Origin of the sequence: Pontibacter pamirensis (assembly GCF_010015475.1) — a bacterium.
Lineage (GTDB): Bacteria > Bacteroidota > Bacteroidia > Cytophagales > Hymenobacteraceae > Pontibacter > Pontibacter pamirensis.
This window is the reverse complement of record NZ_SSNI01000022.1, coordinates 1-23285: the sequence shown is the minus strand read 5'-3', so window position 1 is coordinate 23285 and position 23285 is coordinate 1. Positions and strand designations below refer to the sequence as shown.

Here is a 23285-nt window from a genome sequence, read left to right as displayed (position 1 = left end):
ATACTCTCTTGCTTTCGCTCTTCAGCCATGCTGAAAAATGCAGTACTATCATATCAATCCATGAGAATAGGCAAACTGTACTAAGCTTCCAGTATTTTGAGCTTTGGTTTTTTCTAAAATTTTCTGTCTATGCGTATTAACAGTATGGAAACTAATGAAGAGCTTTTCTGCAATGAGTTTGCTGCTATAGCCTTCCGCCATCAACTTCACAATTTCGAGTTCCCGCTTACTCAAGACGGCATATTTATCACTAATATCTGAAGTTTCAGGTGAAATGAAGAAGCAGGTATTTTTAGCACTCGAGACAATAGAGGCTATCTGCTGCTCACTCTTCTTCCAATGAGAGATATCAGAGTATGTCCCCAGCACATGTGTAATGTTACCTTTGCAGTCTAACTGGAGAACCGAATTTTGTGCTAAAATCCTGGCTTCTTTTCCATCTGGTCTTATAATGCGGTAGTCATAGTTAAATTTGTACTGCGCCTGGCTCCATGAAGGAACAGTAAGTATGTAGTCCCATATATTTTTTTTCAATTTCCAGGTTATATGCAGGTCTTCCGGATGTGCTATCTTGTTACAGAAACTCAGGCCGTTTTCGAGGAAATGATTTCTACTGTAACCGAAGACTGCCTTAGCATTGCTGCTAATGAAGCTAAACTCCTGCGTGCGCAAATCCAGTATCTTAGTGACACACGCAGAATGATCCATCATTGCTCTTATGCAGGGATTGTTTATGAAATTGATCTCGAAATCTATTGCAACCTGCCCATAGGCTGGAGTTTGCCACATCCTTAATAAATTAAAATATTCTTCCGGAAGCCTCTTATCTGCTGGATTACCTAAGTTCTTCTCTGTTACTGGCTGCATGAAAAGCGGGATAATGTTTTACTGAGAACCTTTAGAACATCAAAATTTTAACCCACAGAAGGTGGTTAAGGGTAGAGAGCAGTGATTGTTAACATATGACTTCTATATCTAGCAAGAAATAGAAGAAAGAAGGTTTAGACGTCAACAGTTAAGTTTCGTATGTGAAAACGAATAATAAAAGACGGCGCCAAAGGCAACTTATATATCATTAAATTTACTTTAAATATGACTAATTAACAAAGGAAGATTAGCGCTATGAAGTAACATGGAATATTATTGCATAGGAAGGAGAAGAGCAGGCAAAATATCCATTGATGTGATGTAAACAGGGAAATGAAAAACATTATACAGCTTTTAACACCCTTAAAGTAACATTATTAATTACTTTCTTTATAGCCAAAGTGTCAAATCTGCTAATTTTTTAAGCTAGCTTATACTGTAAGCTCAAGCGATTGTTTTAGCAAAGGAACCAGATGAGCATAAACTGCCAGTGAAGTTTTGTAGTTTATCTATAACATCGAAAAACAGGAAGTCTTTGATAAAGTCAAAGATATATTAATTGCAAGTTCCTCTGCTGTACCTTTCCACAAGTTAATATTCCACATCATTCTGATTGCCAGTATTAATTGATATCATAGCACTTTCTGTATTGAGAAGGAAAGTAATATCATTAACTATTTCAATACATTTTAAACAGCCGCCGCTTTAGAATTGGAAGGCGCTAAAAGATTTTTTCTTTTATTCCTGATATACCTGAATTTACGCTCCATACCACAATAGATTCCTATCATTCCAAGAATAGATAAAGCAAAAATGGATATATAATGAAAGAAAATTGCTTTAGAAGGGTATTCTTCAATGTAATCAAGGAAAATAATTGAGGTTACTAGCGCTATTACACCCCAAAAGAGATCACTTCTATCCAGATCGGTTCTTTCTTCATTTGGTCTGTATGCTTTCGATATTTTCTTTTTCATTATGTTCTCAAACTTTTTATATTCCGGAGCATCCTTGCTTACGACATCGCCGAATAATTTAAGAATCTCCAGATCAAGCTTGATCTTATTCCTGTGCTTTGTAACCGTGAATTGGTAAGCTCCCAAAATAACGGCGAAGACTGTTGAGATAAAAGGAATTAATATTTTGATTAAATCTTTGTCGAATATAAGTGAGGCATCCATGTTAGTTGTGTTTATAATTTAGTGTTTTATTTTATTTAAAAAAGGGCATAACATCAGCACAAGAGTCAATTCTCCTTCTTCCAAACTGCTGTTTATTTCTGCATTTGATGTTGCCTTTCCAATAGAAAAGCACCATCAAATGCTTATATCAAACTAACCCGAAACCTCAAAGGGCACTCAGCGTAACAGGCCCCACGATACCATCTGCAGCATCGACTCCAAAAGCGGACCGTTGAAATGCCAGCACCGCGTTCATCGTTCGGGAGCCGAATTTATCATCCACTATTCCTTCATAAAAACGCTTTGCTTTCAGCCTTTGCTGCAACAGCCTGACCTCTTCTCCCACAGAGCCGTAGCGCAGGCGGTAGTCAGAGGCATCAAAAGTGCCTGCAGCGGCACGGTAATAATCCTGGCCTGTCAGCAACGCATACGGGAAGTGATCCTGTGTTTGAGCATAGGCGTTGCGGACGAAGCTGGCCCAAGGACCGCTGTCCGGGGAACCCCCTCGCCTAGTACATTTTGGATACCCAACGACGACCTGGCAGCCAGCGCTGGCAAAATCTGCGTGGTTCACGCCCATGCTCCAGGCTGCGTGTAAGTTATCGAACGGGTTGTTGAATTCCATCCGGTCATCGGCTTCGTACACTTCATCGTCCAGCGTCCGGAGTACATAGCGCGCTTCCATCTGACGGAAGGCCCGGTGCCTGGTGGGCGGGGAACTCAGGTTGTGATCTCCTTTGCGATAATCCGCGTAATAGCCTGTCAGCATTTGATTGGCCCCTGCCCCACCCCGTGTCATAGCTTTTCGGATGTACTTCAGGTGCGGAACCGTACTCCCCGGGAAAACAGCTAACAGCCCCTGCGCAGGCAGCCACTGCACCAATGTACACCGGGGGTGCTGGTGGTCGGTAGAACTTAGCATTAGGTCATGGGTCGTAGCAAAGGCATGATTTTCAGGGAAGACCGGCAGCGAGCCACGGATGCCTAAAAAAATCATGAGTTCCTGCGCTACTGGGAACCGGTTGCGGCGGCACAGGTTGGCCAACAGGGTGTGTGAAATCTGAAAATTTGACATTGGAAACAAGTTAATTTGAAAGACAGCACCAGAACTAACATCACACGTTAAACGAGTGCTAAGTCGCTCTCTGGAAGATTCATATTATTATCTTCATCATTCGGTTGTCCTACATTATCATTGAATTTTGGCAACAGAAAATACTCTATAATTTCACCGTACATGTTCTGGCAGTTCCAATAGTCGCTGTGGGTGAAGCTAAGAAAATTAGCGGGGAAGGCGCAGTTGACATTAGTTACACCCTGGTAATAATCCAGGGAGCCGCTGATGTAGTCTTTCCTGTCCCAGTAGTTGCGCCAGGGCACCTCTTCAAAAAGCCGGCTCTCGCAAGGCTTAATTGCAAGGTCATTCGGTGTATCTTCCAACCAGTTGCGTTGCTTAAACCCATGAAAATTACGGATTAGCTGGCGCCGGACATACTCCTCCCTGGTCACCTGTTCCTTAAAGAAGAAAGCAATTTTATCAAGGGGGCTGCCAAAGGAAACCAAGCCAATCAGGCGCTCAGAAATCGAAGCTTCTGCCGGGTCGAAGCTGCAGGCCCCATTGCCCTGGTAGCCTGAAATCTCGCATTGGTTCACCAAATGGTTTAGCCTGTTGATGGCGTCAAAGGCTACCTGACTCCCCAGGGAGAGCCCGGCTACCAATACCTGTCCATAAGAAAATTTCAGTTTGTCATCATCCGTTTTTCTTGCTTCGAGCAGGTACTTAAGCGCCTGTACGGCACCATCGAGAATGCAGTTCCTGATTTTGAAGAACCTAGACTTGGCGTCGGTGGTGTTGTAGATTGTAACATCATTTAAAAAATTTGCCATTTTATTAACCCGGTCTTCTGTGCCGCCTTGAAACAGCATGGATAACAGGGAACCAACTATCGGAATAGCCGTTAGCAACTTTGAGAACCCTTTCCGCAACAAATCCAAAAGCAGAAACACTTGAGGCACAAAACTTATACAAAGCCAATAAGTAAAAGGATTGAACTTGCCGTTCTTTATAAATAGGCTGCTATCTTGGTGGCGCTCTGCAAACTCTTTCTTTTCGTGATAAAACTTACGGGCACTCCGTGTTACATTGTTCAGCCATTTGTTTGTGTCGCGGAGTATGGCCTGATCCTCGGTTTGGTTTGCCCAGTAATATTCGTATATATCCAGTGGGGCCTTCCCGCCGTTTACGTCTGCAAGGCGCAGGAAATTATCGAACCAGGGCACTTGACTGTCCGAGGTCAATTTCTTAGCCAGGTGGTGCTCCGCCCGCAGGTTGAAGCCCGCTTTCCCAAAAGTTTCGAGCAGGCCCCTGCTAAATACATCCAGTGTTTCGAGTGGGTTCTGGTGCCCCACCCCATGTAAAATTAAAATGGCGGTTGGTTTTGTTACCCACCTGCCACCAAACGATTCAACTACATTGTCGTAGTTTTTGAGGAAAACCTGCGGGTTGTTTCTCATGACAGGAAGATTACTAAATACTATACAATTTAAAGGCAACCTGGATTATATAAAATACTGAAAATTCAGTATTTTTCAATTGTAAAATAGCCGCTATACGCTACAGAAATTTAAGAATCCACGTTAAAGGAGTTGCTACATTTGATTGGAGAATTTTGATAGGCAGATTTAAGTGAGCTCCTCCCATTTTTAGGGCCGGTCAAAAGTAGAAAATTCGGGTTTCACTATATTATCTTTTACCCACTCTTCCGGAGTTATGTCACCTAATGAACTGTGGGGTCGGAAGCAGTTGTACTCCTGTCTCCAGGCCTCTATCTTCTCCCTTGCGTCTTCCAGACTAAGGAACCAGTTGATGTTCAGGCACTCATCCCGGAAGCTACCGTTAAATGACTCGATAAAGGCGTTATCCGTGGGTTTGCCTGGCCTGGAGAAGTCCAGCGTTACTTTGTTTTCATAAGCCCACCTATCCAGCGCCTTCGAGATAAACTCGCTGCCGTTGTCCACCTGTATACGCTTGGGCAGCTTTTTAGTGTCCTGCCTGATGCGCTCCAAAGCGGCTACCACATCTTCTCCCTTCAGTGACTCTCCCACCTGAATCGCTGGGCATTGGCGGCTATAATTATCCACTACAGTTAAGCAGCGGAATTTCCTGCCGTCGAAGAGCTGGTCTGCCACGAAATCCATGCTCCAGCACTCATGGTTAGTAGAGAGCTCTGGGCGTTCCAGCCGATGGGCCGCAGCTTTGCTTCTCCTGGGCCGCTTGCTCCTTAGATTCAGCCCCTCGTCCTTATAGAGGCGGTACACGCGCTTATGGTTGTCCCGCCAACCTTCCCGCCTGAGCAAGACGAAGATACGCCAGAAGCCGTAGCGAACCCGCACCTGGGCGATCTCCTGCATCCGTTTCCTGATAATTGAACTGTCCCTGGCCTTGGAGCGGTAATACCAGCCGGAGCGGTGAAACTGCACCACCTTACAGGCTCTTCTGACCGATACCCGATAATCCTTCTGTAGCTCTGAGGCCAGCCACTTTACCTGGGCTGGCCTCAGAGCTCATATCTTTAGACTTAACAGAAAGAATACAAGTAGAACAGGTAAAGAACCACAGGCAGGATGGCAAAATTCTTCAGAGCAAGTACACCTGGTGATACTGAAAAAAAGGAAGTTCCACCTGCCTGCTTCTTCCCTCAAGCTGAACAGTACTCATATCTTTGAAATGTTAGCAAAGAGTACAATTCTTACTATTTGTACCTTCGCTTTTATACAATAAGGGAGAAAAGGAATAAGTAACAGTAATAGACACGATTGATGTCGCCTCTAAGAAATCCCTTTCTTCCCTCTTCATCCAAGCCAGTACAGTACCAAAAGGCCGCCTGCTGCAGGCGAGACCTATTATCTAGCTGTGAGTATAGGTTGCAGATGAAGTTCACTTATCCTAACTACCCAACACAATGAAAAACCTGCTATGCCAGAACCTGGGAGTGGACGTTTCCAAGGACTCCCTTGATGTTGTCTTATCTACCCTCGATATGGAGCGTCAGGTCAGGGTGAAAGCCTCCCGTAAGTTCGCCAACACACCTGCCGGTATCAGGCAGCTCCAGCGCTGGATGGAAAGCAAGCGCACAGCAGAAGTGGAGCTGCGTATACTCATGGAAGCCACCGGCATCTACTACGAGCAGCTGGCCTGGTTCCTCCACCAGCAGGGCTACCAGGTATCGGTGATCCTGCCCACCAAGGCCAAGCGCTACCTGCAGGCCCTGGGCCACAAGAGCAAGAATGACAGCATCGACGCCAAAGGGCTGGCCCGGATGGGCCTGGAGCAGTTGCTGCCCCTCTGGCAGCCCCTGTCGGAGAACATCTACCAGCTGCGTCTCTTGACGCGCCAGTTGGAGGACTTCTCTAACCAGCGCACCGTATTCCTCAACCAGCTCCATGCCCTGCACCACAGTGCCTTTGCGGTAAAGCAGGTGGATAAAAGCCTCAAAAAGATGGTCCGCACGCTGGAGAAAAGCATTCAGGAGCTGGAGGAGGCGATCCGAGAGCTCATCTGCCAGGACCCGCTGCTGGCCGAGCGGGTGGAGAAGCTCCTGGCTATCAAAGGAGTGGGCCTCAAGACGGTGGCCGTGCTCCTGGCCGAGACCAACGGCTTTGCCACCTTTGAGAAGCAGGGGCAGCTGGTGAGCTACTCGGGCTATGATGTGGTGGAGAACCAGTCAGGCAAACGCTCGGGAAAGACCAGGATGTCCAAGAAGGGCAACGCCCATATCCGCCGGGCTATGCACCTGCCGGCCTTTTCAGTGGTGCGCTACAAAGAGCCTGCTTTTACCGCACTCCACGAACGGCTTCTGGCAAGGGGCAAGACCAAGATGCAGGCTTACGTGGCTGTGCAGCGTAAGCTGCTGATTCTGATTTGGACGCTGTGGCGCAAGAATGACGTATATGACCCGCTTCACGGCCGAAGGCATCAGGAACAAAAAAGAGACATCCAACTCCTGGAGGCCGGAGCCTCTCTTTCAGGTAAGGGTAAGATAAGAAAAATCCAAAACAATCGCTTGACTTTTAAGACAGTACCTTTTTTCGCAGCACATCCTGCAGCATTTGTTTGTCCAGGCTCAGGTCCGCCACCAGCTTCTTCAACTGACCGTTCTCCTCCTCCAACTGCCGCAGCTTGCGCAATTCCGACACTCCTAAACCACCATATTTTTTCTTCCAGTTGTAGAAGGTGGCCTCCGATATACCCATCTTGCGGCACAACTCAGATACAGAGACTCCTGTCTCTGACTGCTTGATGGCGAAGATGATCTGCGCCTCGGTAAACTTTGATTTTTTCATGGCAATTCGTTTTGTTTTAGTACGACAAATTGCCCGTTTCCTCTACTTTACAACAGTCCGGTTTTGCGGGGGGAGGTCAATTTTTGGAGAAGGTTACACTTATTTAAATTTATCTTCAACCTCCTTTGGGAAGAGATTGAAAATATCCTCGGCAAGATTCTTAAAACCTTTGGCTTCTAGTGGTTTACCTTCCGCGTTGGCTACAAAATTAAACCACTCCAAATATCGCCTGATCTGTCTTCTGGTTGTATAAACGCTTATTGAATCACGGCCGGAAATTTCCACAAGCGAGTAAGCGTGCTCTATAGCACAACGCCTCGCCTCTTCATTGCCGGGAATGTTAAACTGATTTTTTGCCCCCAAGTCATCCTTTTTATCCATTGGGCTTGGAGTTCCTTCCGTTTCAGCTTTGATTTTTTGCCCCTCTGATTTTAAGAGGAAGGACAGCAAGTAAAGCTCTAAAAGATTTGCGTGGGCCCAAATTTTGTGCTGCCGGACTCCACAATGTAAATCATACTCCGAAATAAGCCTTGCCAAGGACCACAAAGCCTCAGGTTTACGCTCCGGCCGACTGATGGCCAACTCATTCAAACCCAAATCAATCTTTTTAAACAATTCTGAATTGCAAATAACTAAGGTTAAGGAAAGATATTGAACCACTGCCCAGCTTTTAGACCTATCGCTTTGAAATGCATCCCAATAATGGGAGCGGGAACTACATAATAACTGGAGGGATTCGGCTAATTCTGGATCTAGTGTGTCACCTGATGTGTTTTCAAATTGCTTTGTACTGTCCTTTTCCTCGGCTGGAGACGGTTGTTTGATTTTGTTTTTGCAGAAAAGAATTTCCGCCTGGCGTTTTTCCACGCTTGCCAGCAGTCCGTTTATCTCCGATGATTTATTTGGATACCCGTCCAACATTTTCTCCAGTTTCTTTTTCGCGTCGACAATCTTTTTCATAGCCTCACGAAACACCTCTATTTTTGCGGCAACTGAAACATTAGATTTCGTCTCAATTTTATCAGAGGAGGTTCGGCTCACCTCGTCTGCGTGGTTCATGGCCGCTTCGATGCTTAGCCTTGCCCGGTCAATCTGGGTGGAGGGCAGTTGTTGGTTGAAGTCAGTGGGAAGGGAAACGTAAGCAATCAGGCTTGCCCAGTCATGGGTGTCTGGGAACTGGGAGAAAAGCCGGCGGCGAAGGTCGTACAGGAGCCACCGCGGGTCTTTCCCCGACAGTAATCCTTCATACAGGCACTCCACCAATCGCACCGACCCTTTAAAGGAAAGCGGAAACTGGCTTGCTACTACAATCGGGATGCCTGATTCGTGTAGGGCGTGAGCAATGCTGGCCCCGGCTCCGGCCACAGACCCTACCCCGCCACTGTTGCAACTGGCTAAGGTAACCACCATGGGTTTGGCCAGCCCCTTACCGTCCACCCGGTTCGAGGCCCGCAAAGCCGCCGCCAAGCGGGGCCCGCTGATAAAGTCAGTTTGTTGGGGATTGCTGGAATTGTGCAGCGCCAGGAAGAAGCGGGTGTCAAAGTTTTCTTTTTGCTCCACCCCATGGGCGAGGATGTGGACATGGGAGAACTCGCCGGAGGCACATTTATCCTCAATAGCCTCCACGGAAGCTTCCGGTAGAAACACCAAATGCTCTTCCACATGCTTTTGCCGCAGATCGTTGTCATCATGTTCAAAATACTTCATCCAGGGTTCAACCGCCCGCCGGAGCGTGAGCAAGTGCGACTCTAACGGGATAGCGTCGACACCAGGAGGGGATGCCGCAACAAAAAGGATCCGGTGTTTTTCCGGCCAGAAAAGGTTCTCCCCCACCCGGCGAATTTCCCTGGTAAGGCATATAGGTAACTGGGGTTGAAGCAGTAGATGCTGTCCTGCCCCAGGAAACCCATTGGGAGAAATTGCCATTTCAAAAGGCAAAAGAGCCAGTTCGGAAGCCGACAGGATAAGCCGGAGGTGCGTCAGTTGCTCTTTTGTGGCTTCTTCTTTGCTTGACTCGGCGGTAAGCCCAGGAATTTGAGCTAAAAATTCTCCCAGCACCCGGGCCGTATCTTTTAGTTGAAAAGTTCGGGCCTCTTCGTTATGCTTATAATCCAGGGCGTTTAGCCGGAAAAGAAACTGGTTGTGCTCGAACGGCACATGAAGCGTGTTTGCCCCATGGTTTTGGCAAAGGGCAAGGTAAGGGGTAAGGGGGGAAAGCAACTGATTGTGCGCCGGACCGTGGCGAAGCAATTCGAGGGTGATGGTGCGCATGGGATTAGCTTTTTTAAATTTTCGTGAAACGGCTTTCGGGGGCAGCCGTCAGGACAACTTTCTCGCCATCCAAGCTGGCGTGTTGCAACTCGCCCGTCGTGCCGGTGCCGTCTGCCGCTATTTTTACCAGGGTCAGCCTCCGCATCACCAAGCCTTTATGCGCATCCAAATCTTCCATCTTGCCGTTTTTAAACGTCTCAAACACCTTCTTAAATTCTTCCTTGCTTTCCAGCACTTCCTTCGTTAGCCGGATTAACCGGATCCAGGTGCCGCTGTTGTAGTACCAGCCCCTCCCTTTCTTTCGCCTCCGCGCCCGCGCCAGATGCGTGTGGCCCGCTATCAAAAAATCAATGTCGGCCCCAATCTGGCTGTCCAGGTTGACGAATGTGTCGTCTTCATTACTCAGGTCAAAACTTTCATCCTCCCGCAGTTTTTCCAGTGCCTCCCGCAGCACTTCGCTGGGTTCCTCCCCCCAAATATACTTCCAGGCGGCACTCCATTTCCCTAAATATTCCCCCTGCCGGTCCTGGTCGATAAGGGACATCGGCTGTTCCCCTTGAGACAGCCTCCTTTCCGTCTCTTGCAACAGGGCATCGGCGTAGCTGCTGCTGTCATTGCGGGGGGGCATTTTGGGGGCTGTAATTTCAAGTTCGGGCAGAAAAGAAGAGGACATCATTCGTTGCGCCGCTGCCATTTCGGCCACCATTTCTTCCTGGTTACCCAGAAATCCAGTAGACCGTCTTAAGCCATCCCACCAAAGGCGGGCTGCAGTGGCGCCGATGGCCTGCACTTTTGTTAATTGATCCGGGGCAAGGGCTATAAGCGTAGGAATCACCGCCGGCACCTCCGGCTTCAGGAGATCAATAAAAGGAAACTTCCGTTTTAGATTGTTCATCACGTCAATGACCAGCTGGGTTCCGGCATTCGGAATCCAGTCCGTTACCGGCCGTCCCTGCACCACATCCCGGCTAATTCTCCTGATCTTTTCATGGTCCGTCAAATTCCAGTTGTCCACTTCGTTTCCGTGCACGCAGAGCACCAGTGCCTTCCCTACCATACATAAGTAGCCGGTTCCGTCAAAAGCGAAGGTAATCCGCCCGCGGGCTAATTCATTGCCCCCCGTAAGCAGTTTAAGCAGACATTCCCGGACCCAAGGCAAGGCCAGTTCAAGGTCGTGGTTTCCTAAATTCAGGATCAGGAAGCGGTTTTTGGTAGCGGCAAACTCTTTCAACGCCTCAAACACCGGGGCAAAGGCGTCATCTTCCGCTATCCGTTTTAACTTATCCACCGCATTAACAGGGTCGAAGTATACTGGTTGGTTTTCCGCTAGTAAGTCCACGAAGTCTCCGTTTATCACCAGCCCCACTTTCTTTTTTTGGTTTACAGATGTCCGGAGATGTTGGACGAGGCTTTTCAGTTCCGCGGCCGCATTAAAAATCTGAAACCCTCTGGTTCCTCCCAGGTGCAAGTCAGAGATAGCGTAGAGCTCCTCGAATTGGGGAAGGTCTTTGGCCGGAATAGAGAGGACTGAGTTCGACATAAAGGTTATTTCAATTACTTTACCGGAATCCTGCAATGCCTCAAGGTAAATTGATATAAAAAAATTAACCAAATTGTAAGAATTGGCAAAGTGACATTTACCAAAACAAAGTGATTTTTTGAAGCCTTGAAGATGAGAAAAGGTGGAGGAGGGTTAAAGAATTACCATCCCCCACCTTAAACACTCGTCAAAACGCTACATCTGCGGTGCCCGCACCATTCCGCTGCCAACGTCGAAGGGGTCGAAGCCTCCAGCGATCCCTTGGTAGGTGCCGGAGGCAAGGAGCTGGGCCGTCAAAAATGGTCCGCTTAAGATACCGTCTCTCCGCAGTTTCTCCGCCCAGAGGGCTGCTACGCCGGCTACATGGGGTGTGGCCATGCTGGTGCCGCTCAGCATCCGGTAACCTCCACCGGGAGCCGCAGACAAGATTTTTACCCCAGGACCAGAAACATTGGCCAAGGTATTGGAAAAGGGGGCAACGGTGAACCCATCTCGTCCTTCTCCGAGGGCCGCCACCGAAATGAACCCATCCGAAACTGCGGGCGGGGCCACGGCTATTTCAAATTCTGGTCTTCTACTTTCATTACCGGCGGCAGCAACGAGCACGGCCGGCCGGGCAAAGGAACCCATGGTCTTCACCAGCGAAGCCATCCTTTCGAAAAGCTGCACGTTTGCCCGGTAGCCTTCCAAGGCCCTGGATGTGGCGGCTTCCGTGGGCATTCCGCTTCTCACCAGGCGATCCACCAGGCCCGGAAAATCGATTCCCAAGGACATTGAAATCACATTGGCTCCATTTTCGAGGGCCCATTGGATGGCATTGACAATGGCCAGGCTAGAGCCTCCTTCGTTTCCCAAGACTTTCCCAATCAAGGCCTTTGTCACCCCAGGAGCCACTCCTATCCGGGTGCCGCCATCAGTGCTCCGGCCGAAAATTGATCCGGCGCAATGGGTACCATGACCGTCCTGGTCGCCGTTTCCCTCCCCCGTAAAATCTGCCTGCACTATCTCCACCCCCGCAAAGGCCGGGTGCGTGGCATCAATACCAGTGTCAAGTACCGCCACCACAATTCCCTGGCCGGTGAACGGGGAAGTGTCTGCTCCTACCGCCCTTACTCCCCATGCCACTTGAGGACCGGCAGCGTCTGCCGGGGCGTCTTCTGCCAGCGGGGCGATGAGCTTCATAGGGATGACCGGAGCCACCGCCAGCACATCCGGGCTTCGGGTTATGGTGGAGATAGCAGACCGCTCCACATCCTCCACCTCAACGGATAGTCCGCCTACCACCGGACCGGCGGTGCCTGGCAAAGAAAGGGGGCCCAGAAAGGAGTCTCGGGTAGAAACAGGGGCGCCCCGTAATACGATAAATTGCTCTTCCATAAATATATTTATTTAGTAATACCTTGAAAACCGCCTCCTCCACCTATAGGCAGGAAGGCTAAATCCGGCAAAATGGGCAGAGATAAGCCAAGGGACCGTATTCATGGGTAGCGGCTCCAACATAGATGCTGCCCGCCGACCGCCACTTGCGGCAATTGGAGCACTCTATTTCAGGTGACTTTTCTTTGGTTGTTATAAACAAGCCCACGCTACTAGGCAAAATGGCCCTGTCCCCACAGATTCTTTTCAGGCCCTTGGTGATGTCAATCCGCATGTCCGCAAACCCGGCCCAAAACTCCCCTATGACGGTCAGGTCAGGCTTGCAATTTTTGACCAGCTTCGCCACCCCCCGGTAGCCTAGGTGTTTCTCCTTTGGTTTATCGCTATTGAGCAACTCCGGCAGAGTTGGCTGGCTCACATGGGCTACCAAAATGTCACAGCCATCCAACCCGCGCTCTAAACCCCCGAAATACTGGGTATCGCAGGTAAAGCCTATTTTTGCCTCTACCTTCCCACTGGACGACAAACAATCGATCCGGAGACTGTAGGCCGGCAACCCATGCTCAGCCTTAAAATTATGGATGACAAACGGCAGCCCTTTATCCCGCAAGTTGATGGTTAGCTCTTCCACCCCAACCATAAAACTTTTCTGGTTCATTTCAATTATGGTGCGGTGCCTCGCCGGGAACTGCAGATAATCCTTGCGTTTGGTCCTTTCGTCGCAAATCAGGTAGTAATGCCAGTTTCTCTCCCCCGAAAGGGTTTCATCCTGGTTGGCTCGCCTGGACATTTCATAAAACACGTCTTCAATCGCCCGCAGATCGGCGTTATGGTCAGTATGGTCGTGGCTTACCACAATGGCGTCCATTTCTCGCATATGAAATCCATTTGCGCGGAAATTCCGCATAAAATCAAAGCCTGGGTCAATCACCAGCCCCTTGTCCTGCCACTTCAAAAAAAATACTCCCGCCCACGCAGGCGCTGAACGCGTCCTCGATCAAGGGAGAGGCTAACCCCCAGCCACGCAGGATGGCCAGCACATCCTTGGCCGGAATCACCATCTGCTCCCTTTTTCGGGCCGCGAAGCGGGAGCTTTCCCGGGTGCTGTACAAGTGGTAGCGGTCGCGGCCGGTTGCCTCGATCATGGAGAAGATCCGCTCCTCAGGAGTAGAGTAGCCATCTGACCCAGCTTCTTCGGGAGGCCACCACTCCAAGAGCACCTGCTCATCCGGGTCCAGCTTTTGCCTTCCCCGCAGGTTCCGGGCAATCCTAATTTTGGCCTGTACCACCGCCGATTTGCCCGAGCTCCCGATGTCTTCCCTTGCATCCCGTTCGGCTTCCTCAAACAATGCTTGGGCTTTTTACCAGCAGCTCACCACATCATGCACCAGTAAGTTTTTTTCCCCAGGTTTTTCAGAATATGGGCAGTTCCTATTTCCCGGTAACAGCTCCCATGCATGTCGAGATTGTCTCCCGCACCGCCTGTCGCCTCATCAAACTTGGCAATCGCTTCATCATATTTTTCTCTTGCCAGCAGCAGCCTCCTCAGGTTGTACACAGTTATGTATTTCTCCGAATCCTGCAATTCAAGGCTCAGCCCATAAAATTTTTCGGCCTCCTGGTATAACTTATCAGGACCTAGTTCAGCCAAGTTAAGAAAGGTAGCATCCGCTTCCTGATTTAAGTTTTCTTCGCCTTGGCCTAGCCGGATCGTTTCCTGCCAATGGGTTGCGAACCCAGCCAACCGGAAATAAATGTTTGCCAGATTATTATAAGCCATGCCTTTTTGTCAAACCCTTTATCCTCAATCGCTGCTAAATAGTGTTCTATGGCTTCTTTTGGCTGGTCCTGAACCCGCTCCTTATACACAGAGCCAAGTAAAAAATGAGCAATACCCGGGAAATTGCAGGAGGAGTCACTGAGGGCTAATTCTAGGCACCGGATGGCCTCCTCAAGTCGCCCTTTAATTTCAAAAATGGCGGCATCCGCGATGAGAGCCTCAGCTGATAGGTTGTTTTTCCGGGCTCTATTTGCCACCTCCCGAAACGCCTGCTCACTTGCGTTCGAAAAATTTTTGTGCGTCAGCTTCCGTGCCTCCCAAAAGCTTTCAGAAAATTTGGCTAAGGCGGGATTTTTCATGCGCTTCGTTTTTGCCTGGAGAGGATCTCCAAAACCGTTTTAAACACATTTGAATTTAGGTTACCCCCTTCTGCTTCACAATACTGAATTTTCAGTATTTTAAAATTAGGTCCTCACATTATTAGGACATTTCAAAACTAGAGAATTCGGGTTTCACTATATTGTTTTGTATCCACTCCTCCGGTGTTCTGTCACCTAGTGAACTGTGGGGACGGAAGCCATTATACTCCTGCCGCAAAGCCTCGATCTTTTCCTGGGCATCCTCCAGTGACAGGAACCAGTTGTACGGAATTAAATTTTCCCGCTTAAATAGGTTTTAAAACAGTCTCTTAATAGTTTAAGGAGCCTTGAAAATTCAGTTAACAGTTCTGCGCTTGATTCTTTGAGAAGCTTTTTTGCGTCCGTAACACCGCGCGACTACCAATATAATATCATTGCTTCCACTATAGCTGAGGCACTTGACGCCTTTGGAATTCCAGAGGCAATCGTATATATTTTATTTACAGGTGGCATAATCGATCTTATAGCGGATGATGCAGGTCTTTACGTGGCCGTTAAAGCGGCGCATGAACGACTCAAAGCAGCTGAACTAACCACTGCTGCCGATGCAGCCACCGCAGCCTTTAATCAGGCCTCCTTAAATTCAAAATTCAAATCTGAGTTAGAGGGTTTTTCAAACCTCAAACTTGCTGAGGCTAAAGTCGATTTTGAGCGATTAAAGTGCCATATACTTCGTAGCTGTGATCACTACTTCCATTCAATTTGGTCATTGCAGCTTGGTTGTCAGCCTCCAATATACCTCCAAGGTTATGAAAGTATAGTGTCACAAACTCCAGTTGGCTTTGTTGGAGAAAAGGCAGCTTTCCCACTACTCGACCCCAAAATACTAAATACATATTTTGACTCAGCATCCATTCAGAAAGCTATAGAAAAAGTTAAAAGTGAATCTTTATTGAATCTAAAAAAAATTAATATGCCGACACCAAGCCTGATTGCTGAGGTGACCCTCGGCCAGTGTTGCGGTTGCGAAGGCTATATTGTAAATAGCCGAGCAATTGATGAACGACTTCAAACAGCCAAAGCCCGTCAGGAGGAAGTGGAGGCAGATAGACGCCATGCACGAGTTATAGGCGGGGACCTTGAATCATTTAATCCCTGTTGCACCCATCAGTTAAGTGAAAACACTTCATTAAACGACAATGGCTAATAATCTCTCTCCACGAATATTTCAGTCATCTAATGGAGTTTCTGACCATGAGCGAGGGCTGACTGATACAAATGTGAAAGCAGCATCCGATAACACAAGATCTCATAGATCGAACAATACCGTTATTTCTTTTCCACAAAATGATTCTGGCTTTGCAGATGCTTTAATAGTCTCATTAATTCGAAGAAATCAAATGGCTATTTCGGGAGCAATTTCCTATCCGGACTTGCCTGGATTTCGCCCAAAATCTGTAGAGGGCTTTTCAGAGCAGTCAACTGAGACTTTACCTGTAGGCGTCTTCGATATTTTGCGTGATAGTTTAATTAAGGAAATGAGCAGTTGGGAGCGTTTCTCAGAGCGTACTGTTGTAGTGAATGCTCAAAATTTTCGTGATGCATTAATTTCCTTTCTTCTAAAAGATGCATTTGCCAAAGCGCCAGGTTTGTCTCAAGGGACTTCTGATATGATTATAGTTTATACAGGTGTTTTAGGATTGGTTCTATCAGAAGTTTTCCGGAAACTTGGAAGAATTGAAGACATTGCTAATGCTGGGATAACGACTTTGGCAGGAATTGCTATAAATCACTGTAGCACAACTTTAGCTCTTTCGGATTTACAAGAACGTCGGAAGAGACTGGAGGATTTGCTGATCAGGGATAGTTAATTTACAGATACATTACTTTACAATATCTTTAGAATAGATGCTATAATGGAGTTTTATGTATTGTGGATAAATCGTGTTCCCAACTCCCAAATCTCACGATTTAGAATTCCTTTCGCACCAGAAGCTCACAATATATCTGAATACTCTGCTGGACTAACCTCGGCTCTCAATATAGTTGGAACTGGACATTCTGCTGAAGTGGTTGATGAGCTTTCGATTTTTAGCCTCCTAGAGCGATTTGGTATTTCTGTTAGTAATGAGAAAGATCTTCGCCTTGTTGTTCTAGGACAACCAATTCGTGCTGTTGTATCAAAGCTTTAACTGTTTCCTTCTGGAGCCTTTCGTCCGTCTCTAAATGGTAGAGTGCTGCAAGGGGATATTATTATTGTGGCGCTTTACCCACAAGGACTAGATGTTTTTCGTCATAAGCCTGAGGGCTTGGTACTGCTCCATGAGCGTACTGCTCATAGTACACTATATCGGTTTTCAGATAAGTTATTTCACAATCCCCCTTTTTAATTATCAAGCGCTTTATGTTGTGCAACGCCATTCTCTTTTTTCATTTTCTCGCTCACGCTACATGTTAGCAATAGCAGCACCAGTAGCAGGCACAATACCTGCCAGCAGCGCATCCCGCTCGCATGGGTCGGCGGATAGGTAGCGGTCAGCGGGGGTTGTCATGATTCATTCCTCCAGTAGCAAAGCAGTGCATAATTGCCCACCAGCACGTTAAACCCCTTGAACTACTTGCTTCTACTTGCTTCGGACTTCCCCGCGATCAACTATTTCGCAGAAAGTACGCGCAATCCGCACAATCTCGCTTTCCTCCACGGGCTCGGCTGCGCTGGCGGCTTGGGCTGCGGTGAGGGCTTGTTCTGCCATTCTGATATAGTCGTTAGGCGTCAGCTTCTACTCGCAATGCTCCTTCTCTATGGCCTTTGCTGCTGCCTCCACCATCTGCCGGTTCACCGCCTCCGCCGTTGCTGGGGCGCGGGTACGAATAAATTTAAGAGCAAGCTCGGCTAACTCCTCAGAGTTTTCTAAAACTGCACTTTCTCCGGTATAGTCGATAATTATAGCCGCCAATGCCCAGGTATTCTGGTGGGCCAGTCACTAAAGGGAGAATACGTGGTAGCCGCTTTGGAGCGCATCAGGCAGGACACTAAAAAGCTGCCCAAGCGTATACAGGTGGACAACGGCAGCGAGTTTATCTCGAAGGCGCTGGATAGGTGGGCTTATAAGAACAAGGTGACACTGGACTTCTCCAGGACCGGCAAACCCACGGATAACGCCTTTATCGAGTCCTTTAACGGTAGCTTCCGGGATGAGTGCCTGAACGTGAACTGGTTCCTTAGTCTGGAAGATACAAGGGAGAAAATAGAGGCCTGGCGAGAGGAGTATAACCACTTCCGGCCCCACAGCTCATTGGGCGACAAGACGCCGGAAGGGTGGCTGGAACATAACATAGTAAAACCCGAATTCTCTACTTTTCACATGTCCTAAAAATGGGAGGAGCTCATCACCATGCTTTATTCTCATCTGCAGACGAGTGTGTAGCAGGGTAAGAAATTCTCCTGCCGCAGCTTCCAACTGTACCTTGTGCAGCGAACTTCACGAAACTGTGGTCAAAGTGCTTTCCTTAAGGAGTCGAATATCTGCATCTGTTGCACAATTTTTACAAGGTCTGAGGGTGTCAATTTTCAGATACTCCTAAAACTAATCAGGCCACTTACAATTTATAGATTTAATATTTTAAATATTATTAATATATTTAAAGCAAATACAATTAATTAGCATTATTTTACATTATTGATACTGACTAATTTCTACTTGAAATATCTATTATAAAGGTTAAATACAGCTATGAAATCAGCTTAAAAGCAACAAACCTATGAGATGAAAAAGAAGTTCGGCATTACGCTTCCTAAAAACAAGAAGCGCCGCTACAGCTCGGTGAAAGAACGTCCATTGTAACATCACCTGAAGTTTTAAAGCAGGTCCATGTAGAGGAAAAAGTTCTGGCTTATTACAAAATAGTTTAAGGTATATGACTGACAAAAATGTTGAAACTTTCCCAGTTGATCCGCTTAATCAATCTCTCCCAGCCTATGGGTTGATTTATTTTAAGCATTTATTGGGTCAGTATGAAACCTTACCTGAAGATAAGCTTACTAGACCCGAAGCAGTCAAAATGAATAAGATTCTAGTTGAGTATCATAAGGCTCCCCAGAATATATCTTGGAAAGATTTATATGTATTTGATATGCTCCTCGTAAAAATTCTTCCTCCAGAAAAATTAAGAAGGAAGGTTTGGAACCTTAGAGCCAGATATAGAGAAGTGGCCGGTATTCGTGAATATGATGCTTATTTAGCTTCAAAGCCTCCAGAGCTTGTTTCAGAAGTAGATGTAGGCAAATCTGATGATATTGTACGAGCAGATATAGATTTCTTAATGAGCGAAATATATGTTCGCTATGCCATGGAGCCTATCCGTCAGTTAGAACGTAAAGTACTTTCCAAAAGGCTTGCTTTTATATCTATCATAGGAATAGGTATAATATTTATATTTAGCTTTTTTGCTTACTTAAATGAACGTTATTGTAATGGAAATGCAGAAGCAACTTTTCCAGGGTCTGTTTTTTTTGTAGCCATGTTTTCAGGAGTTATGGGAGGGCTAATCAGTATGCTACAAAGGTTTCAAAGCTTAACTAACGATGGAGATCCTATAAATAACGTTTCTCAAATGACCTATGGACAATTTGGGGTTTCTATATCAGCGATCACTGGCGCAATTTCAGCAGTTGTTCTTTTTATGGTTTTTGAGGCAGGCCTCTTAAGTGGAGAATTATTTCCTAGTCATGCTGTACCATCAGAGGATGATAAAGATTCATCCTCTTTCTTAAATTTTTATACACATGTAGGTCCTAATTCTATTGGAGGCTTTGCCAAATTGATAGTTTGGTGTTTTATAGCAGGATTTGCAGAACGTTTTGTTCCAGATACTCTTAGCCGATTTGTCTCAAAAAGACAAACGGAGCGGGAAACTGGGTCTTAATTTTTTTATTCACAATTAACTTTTTAAGTAGTCTTATAAGGTAATGATATAATGAAAAAGACGCAGTAGCGGTAGAAGGTGTGACACCAACTTTTATTTACTTGAACAGGTCATGCTACTACTACGGCAAAAGCAATTGCAAGGCCTGCTGACATTTTTTCTTTGAGCGTGAGAACCAGAGTCTGAGTCGGGAGCAGAAAAGGCTCATCGAGCTGCTCTTGCTGGAGGGCATCTGCAGAGAGCTGGACATTCCCGCTTACCACCTTTACCGCTACATGGATAAGCTCTATTGGGAAGTGCCGCAGGACTTGAAATTGTAGGCTGCTTCCAATGCTCAAATACAGCTCAAGTGCTATAATGCGAAAGCTATAAGTTGTGGAGCTTTGTCGGCTTCGAATGCTGTTAGCAGTGGCTGTGGGTGGACCAGGGCAGGAAGAGCAGCCAGGTAAATGCCCTGCATCTGGTAGACTGAGGGCAGCGGCTGTGGGACGAGGTGCCGGAGCACTACAGACAGCAGGTTGTTTTTATTACCGACGCGTGGAAGGCTAAAAAAAGAGGCACCAGCGGCAAGGAATGTGACCTCGGCCAATAAGAAGGAGACCCATTATGCCGAGAGGTTCTTCTGCACCATCAGGCAGAGATGTGCTAGTTTGGTCAGGAACCCCTCTCCTTCTCTAAAAAGCTCGAGAGGCACCTGAAGGCTATTCGCTTCTTTCTCGCAAATTTTAGCTTGTTATTAACTTTATATAATTACTTTTAATATCAATATAGAACGTTAATCAATCATTCTCCTATGGCAACTCTAAAAGCTTCATATCAATGGTTAAATTCTGAACCAGGCCCTAAAATGATTCAGGAGGCTCTGAACCTTCACGGTACTGCTGAAAGGCCCGGAAAGGGTGATAACCCAGCTATAATAGGTTGGGCAGATGAGGTTGGCGCAGACATCCGAAAGATATACTTCGCTGATGATACTCCGTGGTGTGGCCTGTTTATGGCTGTAGTTGCAAAACGGGCAGGCAAGAGAGTAGTCAAAGACCCGCTGTGGGCTTTAAACTGGGGAACATTCGGTAAGTTCACCGAGGAACCTATGCTTGGGGACGTGCTGGTTTTTGTTCGCAAGACCAGGGAAGGTAAAAAAGCCGGCCACGTAGGTCTTTATGTGGGGGAGGATGAGTCTGCGTACCATGTTTTGGGCGGTAATCAGGGAGACTGCGTTTGCGTTCAGCCTATTGCTAAAAGCCGCCTTTATGCCGCAAGAAGACCATTGTACAATCAACAGCCCTCAAACGTTCGCAAAATCCCTTTAGCAGCAGTAGGAAGCCTGTCTACAGATGAGAGTTAATCGTTAACCGTACTGTAGACATCTAACTAAATGCAAAACAATTGCTTGTGCCTAATTGTCCATAATAGAATTGTCTAAATATGATTAAAATTAGAATATACTAAACTTATATTTGCCTCAATCATAAAACCAACAAGCGTATGGCGTATTTACTGCAAATCCAACTTAAAAGTGTTCTGGTAATTGAAAATGGTAAAGTTGAAAACGTAGAAGGCGTGAACGGCCTTTCCGCAACTCTGTTCTATCCCAAATCGGGAGTTCCCTCTGTTGAAACAGTAAGGACACTGAAGCTAAAAGACAAAGAGCCCCTTGATTTCAGCAACAAGTCCTTTTCAGACAAGCTGTTATTTAAACAGGAAATAGAGGGGGACACACTTCTGCAGGTTAAGTTATCAGCGGTTGAGAAGGTGAGCAAGTTCGAAAAAGTTGTAGTTAAGTTGCTAGGCGTAGCCGCTGTAGCCGCTGTAGGCGCTATAACAGGCGTTGGCGCTGTGTTTACAGCAGTAGCTAAGAGTGCCACAGGATCTATTTTTGAGCAAGCAGACCCCAAAGATACTATAAATATAATTGGAGAGGGTGAAATGCCACTCACAAAAGACACGCCAGAAGGAGACTTTGTCGTTCAGTTAAGCGTTCCTCAGGATATCACGCTATCTCAAACGAAGGTTGAGGGAGATAAGAAAATCACCACTAAAATCAAACTAGACAAAGGCTTCAGCAATGCAATGATTGTTTTTGAACTGAAAAGGCTTGATAAAGCAGAGCCGATAGCTTAGTACTAATCCAGGGGCGCAGGTACCGCTAAAGTATACCTTTCGGATATTAATTTATGCGGTGGAATACTAACAAACTTAAAAAGCTCCGGTCAAAAGCAGTAAGAAAGGTGATTGGTAGCTGGGTTTACTAGCCACAGCTGCTACATATCTGGAGGTCACGAGATGGTATCTATGGTATTTACTAATGATGATTGAAGCGTTTGCTCATGCTCCTAGACCTACGGTGGCATTCTCAGGCTTGTAATCTGTAGTGGTTCTATAGATCCGCTACTTTTTAGGCCTGCCAGAAATTAGACATTCCTAACTTCTGGCAGGCTTAGCTTTTTTCTTGTATTTGCTCAACCTTCTCTCCCAGCCGTAGTTCTGCTCACGGATCGGTTCTCTGGCCGAATCATACTTTGCCTCTATGTCTTCCCACAATGGGGTCAGGGCTGACTTTTCGGTGACAACGTCCATAGGCGTTTTGCCCTTCAGGGAACTGTGGGAGCGGTACCAATTGTAATGGAACTGCCATTCCTCTAGCTTGTCGTTCAGACATGGATCCTTCAGGTTAGCCGTCATGTAAAACTCCTGCAGGTCCGTCTGGTGGCTCCTCTCTACCTTACCGTTCAGGTGGGGAGAGCGAGGCTTGATAGGCCTGAACTTGATGCCGTACTCCTGCAGTATCTCCTGGAAAGCGATGCCGAAGAATTCCTTGCCCCTGTCGGTTTGCACCCGCTGTATGGGAAATGGCATTTGCTCTACCACCCGCTCAAGAAAGTTCACGGTGTTTTTGGCTGTTCTCCTGGAATAGGTGTGCAGCACTCTGAAGCGGCTACAGTCGTCAATGGCTGTGTACTGGTAGATACCGGTATCAATCTTACAGACATCCATCTGCACCCTTTCTCCCGGAATCTCTTTAGTGTAGCGCTTAAACTCCTTCTTCTTGCGGTAGCGCTTGAGCAATTTCATATCATACTTCTCAAGCACCCTAGCCACAGTGGAAGGAGAAATCTTAACTTGATGGTGCTGCAGAAGGTGTGAGCAGATCCTTATTTTGCCGTAGCGGCAGGTGTCCCTGATGTCCAGAATCAGGTTGATTACATCATCATCCCATTTTTGTAGGGCCAGCCGGTGGGGCCTTCTGGAACGGTCTGCCAGCCCTTCATCTGGCAGGCGCTTGATCCATCGGTGCAGAGTGGAGCGGGCGATGCCACACCGAAGAGCAGCTTTACTGACAGAGCCTAGCTGCTGGTAAACTCTTATCCAGTCTTCTCTGGCTTTCTGCTTCTGTTCCTCTTTTTTCATAGCGACACAGGCAAAAAAATAGCTGTGGATTTATGGATAACTCTGTCGAGTTACCCACAAGTCCACAGCAGTAATAATAGTAATAGGACTTTCGCAAACTGTACCCAAGCGAAAAAATTAAGTAGAAGTAGTTGGAGGGAGAAGTAGCATGAAAACAGCTATAGATATGTACTGCCAATATCTGTTGAGTACGCAGGTTAACTATACCTGCACCTATTTTGCTGACCACCTGC

General features: G+C 47.0%; 20 protein-coding genes and 4 pseudogenes. 8 read left to right on the top strand and 16 right to left on the bottom strand.

Going from position 1 to position 23285, the window contains the following annotated elements; genetic code table 11:
* Positions 1–48 precede the first annotated feature (48 nt).
* The 5 genes and pseudogenes from E1919_RS27930 to E1919_RS17385 form a co-directional block, all read right to left on the bottom strand.
* Entirely contained in the window at positions 49–867 is an 819-nt protein-coding gene (locus E1919_RS27930; RefSeq protein ID WP_162054688.1) for a LuxR C-terminal-related transcriptional regulator, read from the bottom strand.
* A 689-nt stretch (positions 868–1556) separates the two neighbouring features.
* On the bottom strand, positions 1557–2048 hold the full coding sequence (locus E1919_RS17400) for a hypothetical protein (RefSeq protein WP_162054687.1): 492 nt from the start codon (positions 2046–2048) through the stop codon (positions 1557–1559).
* A gap of 166 nt (positions 2049–2214) precedes the next feature.
* Positions 2215–3123: a peptidoglycan-binding domain-containing protein gene (locus E1919_RS17395; RefSeq protein WP_162054686.1), complete on the bottom strand. Its 909-nt coding sequence runs from the start codon at positions 3121–3123 to the stop codon at positions 2215–2217.
* Positions 3124–3170: 47 nt separating this feature from the next.
* Complete coding sequence (locus E1919_RS17390; protein ID WP_162054685.1) at positions 3171–4562, bottom strand: hypothetical protein; 1392 nt, start codon at positions 4560–4562, stop codon at positions 3171–3173.
* Between the two features lie 189 nt (positions 4563–4751).
* Positions 4752–5612, bottom strand: a pseudogene (locus tag E1919_RS17385) (IS3 family transposase); the annotation flags it as partial.
* Between the two features lie 398 nt (positions 5613–6010).
* Between E1919_RS17385 and E1919_RS27625 the strand changes: the two are divergent.
* Positions 6011–6979, top strand: a pseudogene (locus E1919_RS27625) (IS110 family transposase); the annotation flags it as partial.
* 145 nt (positions 6980–7124) lie between these two features.
* Here E1919_RS27625 and E1919_RS17380 read toward each other — a convergent pair.
* From E1919_RS17380 to E1919_RS17340, 8 genes and pseudogenes are all read right to left on the bottom strand, one after another.
* Positions 7125–7391, bottom strand: a pseudogene (locus tag E1919_RS17380) (transposase); the annotation flags it as partial.
* 99 nt (positions 7392–7490) lie between these two features.
* A complete protein-coding gene (locus E1919_RS17375; RefSeq protein ID WP_162054683.1) occupies positions 7491–9662 on the bottom strand; it encodes a CHAT domain-containing protein in 2172 nt (723 codons plus the stop codon).
* Between the two features lie 13 nt (positions 9663–9675).
* Positions 9676–11202 (bottom strand): metallophosphoesterase, encoded by a 1527-nt coding sequence (locus E1919_RS17370; protein ID WP_162054682.1) that lies wholly within the window; start codon positions 11200–11202, stop codon positions 9676–9678.
* Between the two features lie 195 nt (positions 11203–11397).
* On the bottom strand, positions 11398–12579 hold the full coding sequence (locus E1919_RS17365) for a S8 family peptidase (RefSeq protein ID WP_162054681.1): 1182 nt from the start codon (positions 12577–12579) through the stop codon (positions 11398–11400).
* A 58-nt stretch (positions 12580–12637) separates the two neighbouring features.
* Positions 12638–13534 carry an MBL fold metallo-hydrolase gene (locus tag E1919_RS17360; protein WP_162054680.1) on the bottom strand — a complete coding sequence of 299 codons (897 nt, stop codon included), beginning with the start codon at positions 13532–13534 and terminating at the stop codon, positions 12638–12640.
* A complete protein-coding gene (locus E1919_RS17355) occupies positions 13503–13928 on the bottom strand; it encodes a hypothetical protein (RefSeq protein WP_162054679.1) in 426 nt (141 codons plus the stop codon). The genes E1919_RS17360 and E1919_RS17355 overlap by 32 nt, the downstream gene beginning before the upstream one ends.
* A gap of 23 nt (positions 13929–13951) precedes the next feature.
* The gene (locus E1919_RS17350; protein WP_237144575.1) at positions 13952–14359 is read right to left on the bottom strand and encodes a hypothetical protein; all 408 of its coding nucleotides are present in this window, start codon (positions 14357–14359) and stop codon (positions 13952–13954) included.
* Positions 14360–14839: 480 nt separating this feature from the next.
* Positions 14840–15010 (bottom strand): integrase core domain-containing protein, encoded by a 171-nt coding sequence (locus tag E1919_RS17340; RefSeq protein ID WP_162054758.1) that lies wholly within the window; start codon positions 15008–15010, stop codon positions 14840–14842.
* 90 nt (positions 15011–15100) lie between these two features.
* Between E1919_RS17340 and E1919_RS17335 the strand changes: the two genes are divergently transcribed.
* Genes E1919_RS17335 through E1919_RS17325 form a run of 3 tightly spaced genes read left to right on the top strand, consistent with a single transcriptional unit; the run spans position 15101 to position 16910 of the window.
* Positions 15101–15925, top strand: a complete 825-nt coding sequence (locus E1919_RS17335; RefSeq protein WP_162054676.1) for a hypothetical protein — start codon at positions 15101–15103, stop codon at positions 15923–15925.
* Positions 15918–16589, top strand: a complete 672-nt coding sequence (locus tag E1919_RS17330; protein ID WP_162054675.1) for a hypothetical protein — start codon at positions 15918–15920, stop codon at positions 16587–16589. Before E1919_RS17335 ends, E1919_RS17330 begins: the two co-directional genes overlap by 8 nt.
* A gap of 45 nt (positions 16590–16634) precedes the next feature.
* Positions 16635–16910: a hypothetical protein gene (locus E1919_RS17325; RefSeq protein ID WP_162054674.1), complete on the top strand. Its 276-nt coding sequence runs from the start codon at positions 16635–16637 to the stop codon at positions 16908–16910.
* A gap of 588 nt (positions 16911–17498) precedes the next feature.
* Here the strand turns inward: E1919_RS17325 and E1919_RS17320 are convergent.
* Complete coding sequence (locus tag E1919_RS17320) at positions 17499–17675, bottom strand: hypothetical protein (protein WP_162054673.1); 177 nt, start codon at positions 17673–17675, stop codon at positions 17499–17501.
* Between E1919_RS17320 and E1919_RS17315 the strand changes: the two are divergent.
* Positions 17652–18092: pseudogene (locus tag E1919_RS17315) on the top strand (integrase core domain-containing protein); the annotation flags it as partial. The gene E1919_RS17320 and the pseudogene E1919_RS17315 sit on opposite strands and share 24 nt — an antisense overlap.
* Before the next feature lie 544 nt (positions 18093–18636).
* Complete coding sequence (locus tag E1919_RS17310; RefSeq protein ID WP_162054671.1) at positions 18637–19644, top strand: hypothetical protein; 1008 nt, start codon at positions 18637–18639, stop codon at positions 19642–19644.
* A 352-nt stretch (positions 19645–19996) separates the two neighbouring features.
* Here the strand turns inward: E1919_RS17310 and E1919_RS17305 are convergent, their stop codons facing one another.
* Positions 19997–20233 carry a hypothetical protein gene (locus E1919_RS17305; protein ID WP_162054670.1) on the bottom strand — a complete coding sequence of 79 codons (237 nt, stop codon included), beginning with the start codon at positions 20231–20233 and terminating at the stop codon, positions 19997–19999.
* 258 nt (positions 20234–20491) lie between these two features.
* Here E1919_RS17305 and E1919_RS17300 point away from each other — a divergent pair, with 258 nt between their 5' ends.
* Together E1919_RS17300 and E1919_RS17295 are read left to right on the top strand one after the other, a co-directional pair.
* Positions 20492–20989 (top strand): TIGR02594 family protein, encoded by a 498-nt coding sequence (locus E1919_RS17300; protein ID WP_202915934.1) that lies wholly within the window; start codon positions 20492–20494, stop codon positions 20987–20989.
* A gap of 140 nt (positions 20990–21129) precedes the next feature.
* Positions 21130–21765 carry a hypothetical protein gene (locus E1919_RS17295; protein WP_162054668.1) on the top strand — a complete coding sequence of 212 codons (636 nt, stop codon included), beginning with the start codon at positions 21130–21132 and terminating at the stop codon, positions 21763–21765.
* 300 nt (positions 21766–22065) lie between these two features.
* Here the strand turns inward: E1919_RS17295 and E1919_RS17290 are convergent, their stop codons facing one another.
* The gene (locus tag E1919_RS17290) at positions 22066–23052 is read right to left on the bottom strand and encodes an IS481 family transposase (RefSeq protein WP_162054667.1); all 987 of its coding nucleotides are present in this window, start codon (positions 23050–23052) and stop codon (positions 22066–22068) included.
* Between the last annotated feature and the right edge of the window lie 233 nt (positions 23053–23285).

Coding starts and splice junctions, on each gene's coding strand:
- E1919_RS17290 (WP_162054667.1), bottom strand. CDS start 23,052: ATGAAAAAAGAGGAACAGAAGCAGAAAGCCAGAGAAGACTGGATAAGA.
- E1919_RS17370 (WP_162054682.1), bottom strand. CDS start 11,202: ATGTCGAACTCAGTCCTCTCTATTCCGGCCAAAGACCTTCCCCAATTC.
- E1919_RS17330 (WP_162054675.1), top strand. CDS start 15,918: ATGGCTAATAATCTCTCTCCACGAATATTTCAGTCATCTAATGGAGTT.
- E1919_RS17350 (WP_237144575.1), bottom strand. CDS start 14,359: ATGGCTTATAATAATCTGGCAAACATTTATTTCCGGTTGGCTGGGTTC.
- E1919_RS17365 (WP_162054681.1), bottom strand. CDS start 12,579: ATGGAAGAGCAATTTATCGTATTACGGGGCGCCCCTGTTTCTACCCGA.
- E1919_RS17300 (WP_202915934.1), top strand. CDS start 20,492: ATGATTCAGGAGGCTCTGAACCTTCACGGTACTGCTGAAAGGCCCGGA.
- E1919_RS27930 (WP_162054688.1), bottom strand. CDS start 867: ATGCAGCCAGTAACAGAGAAGAACTTAGGTAATCCAGCAGATAAGAGG.
- E1919_RS17325 (WP_162054674.1), top strand. CDS start 16,635: ATGGAGTTTTATGTATTGTGGATAAATCGTGTTCCCAACTCCCAAATC.
- E1919_RS17390 (WP_162054685.1), bottom strand. CDS start 4,562: ATGAGAAACAACCCGCAGGTTTTCCTCAAAAACTACGACAATGTAGTT.
- E1919_RS17310 (WP_162054671.1), top strand. CDS start 18,637: ATGACTGACAAAAATGTTGAAACTTTCCCAGTTGATCCGCTTAATCAA.
- E1919_RS17375 (WP_162054683.1), bottom strand. CDS start 9,662: ATGCGCACCATCACCCTCGAATTGCTTCGCCACGGTCCGGCGCACAAT.
- E1919_RS17395 (WP_162054686.1), bottom strand. CDS start 3,123: ATGTCAAATTTTCAGATTTCACACACCCTGTTGGCCAACCTGTGCCGC.
- E1919_RS17400 (WP_162054687.1), bottom strand. CDS start 2,048: ATGGATGCCTCACTTATATTCGACAAAGATTTAATCAAAATATTAATT.
- E1919_RS17295 (WP_162054668.1), top strand. CDS start 21,130: ATGGCGTATTTACTGCAAATCCAACTTAAAAGTGTTCTGGTAATTGAA.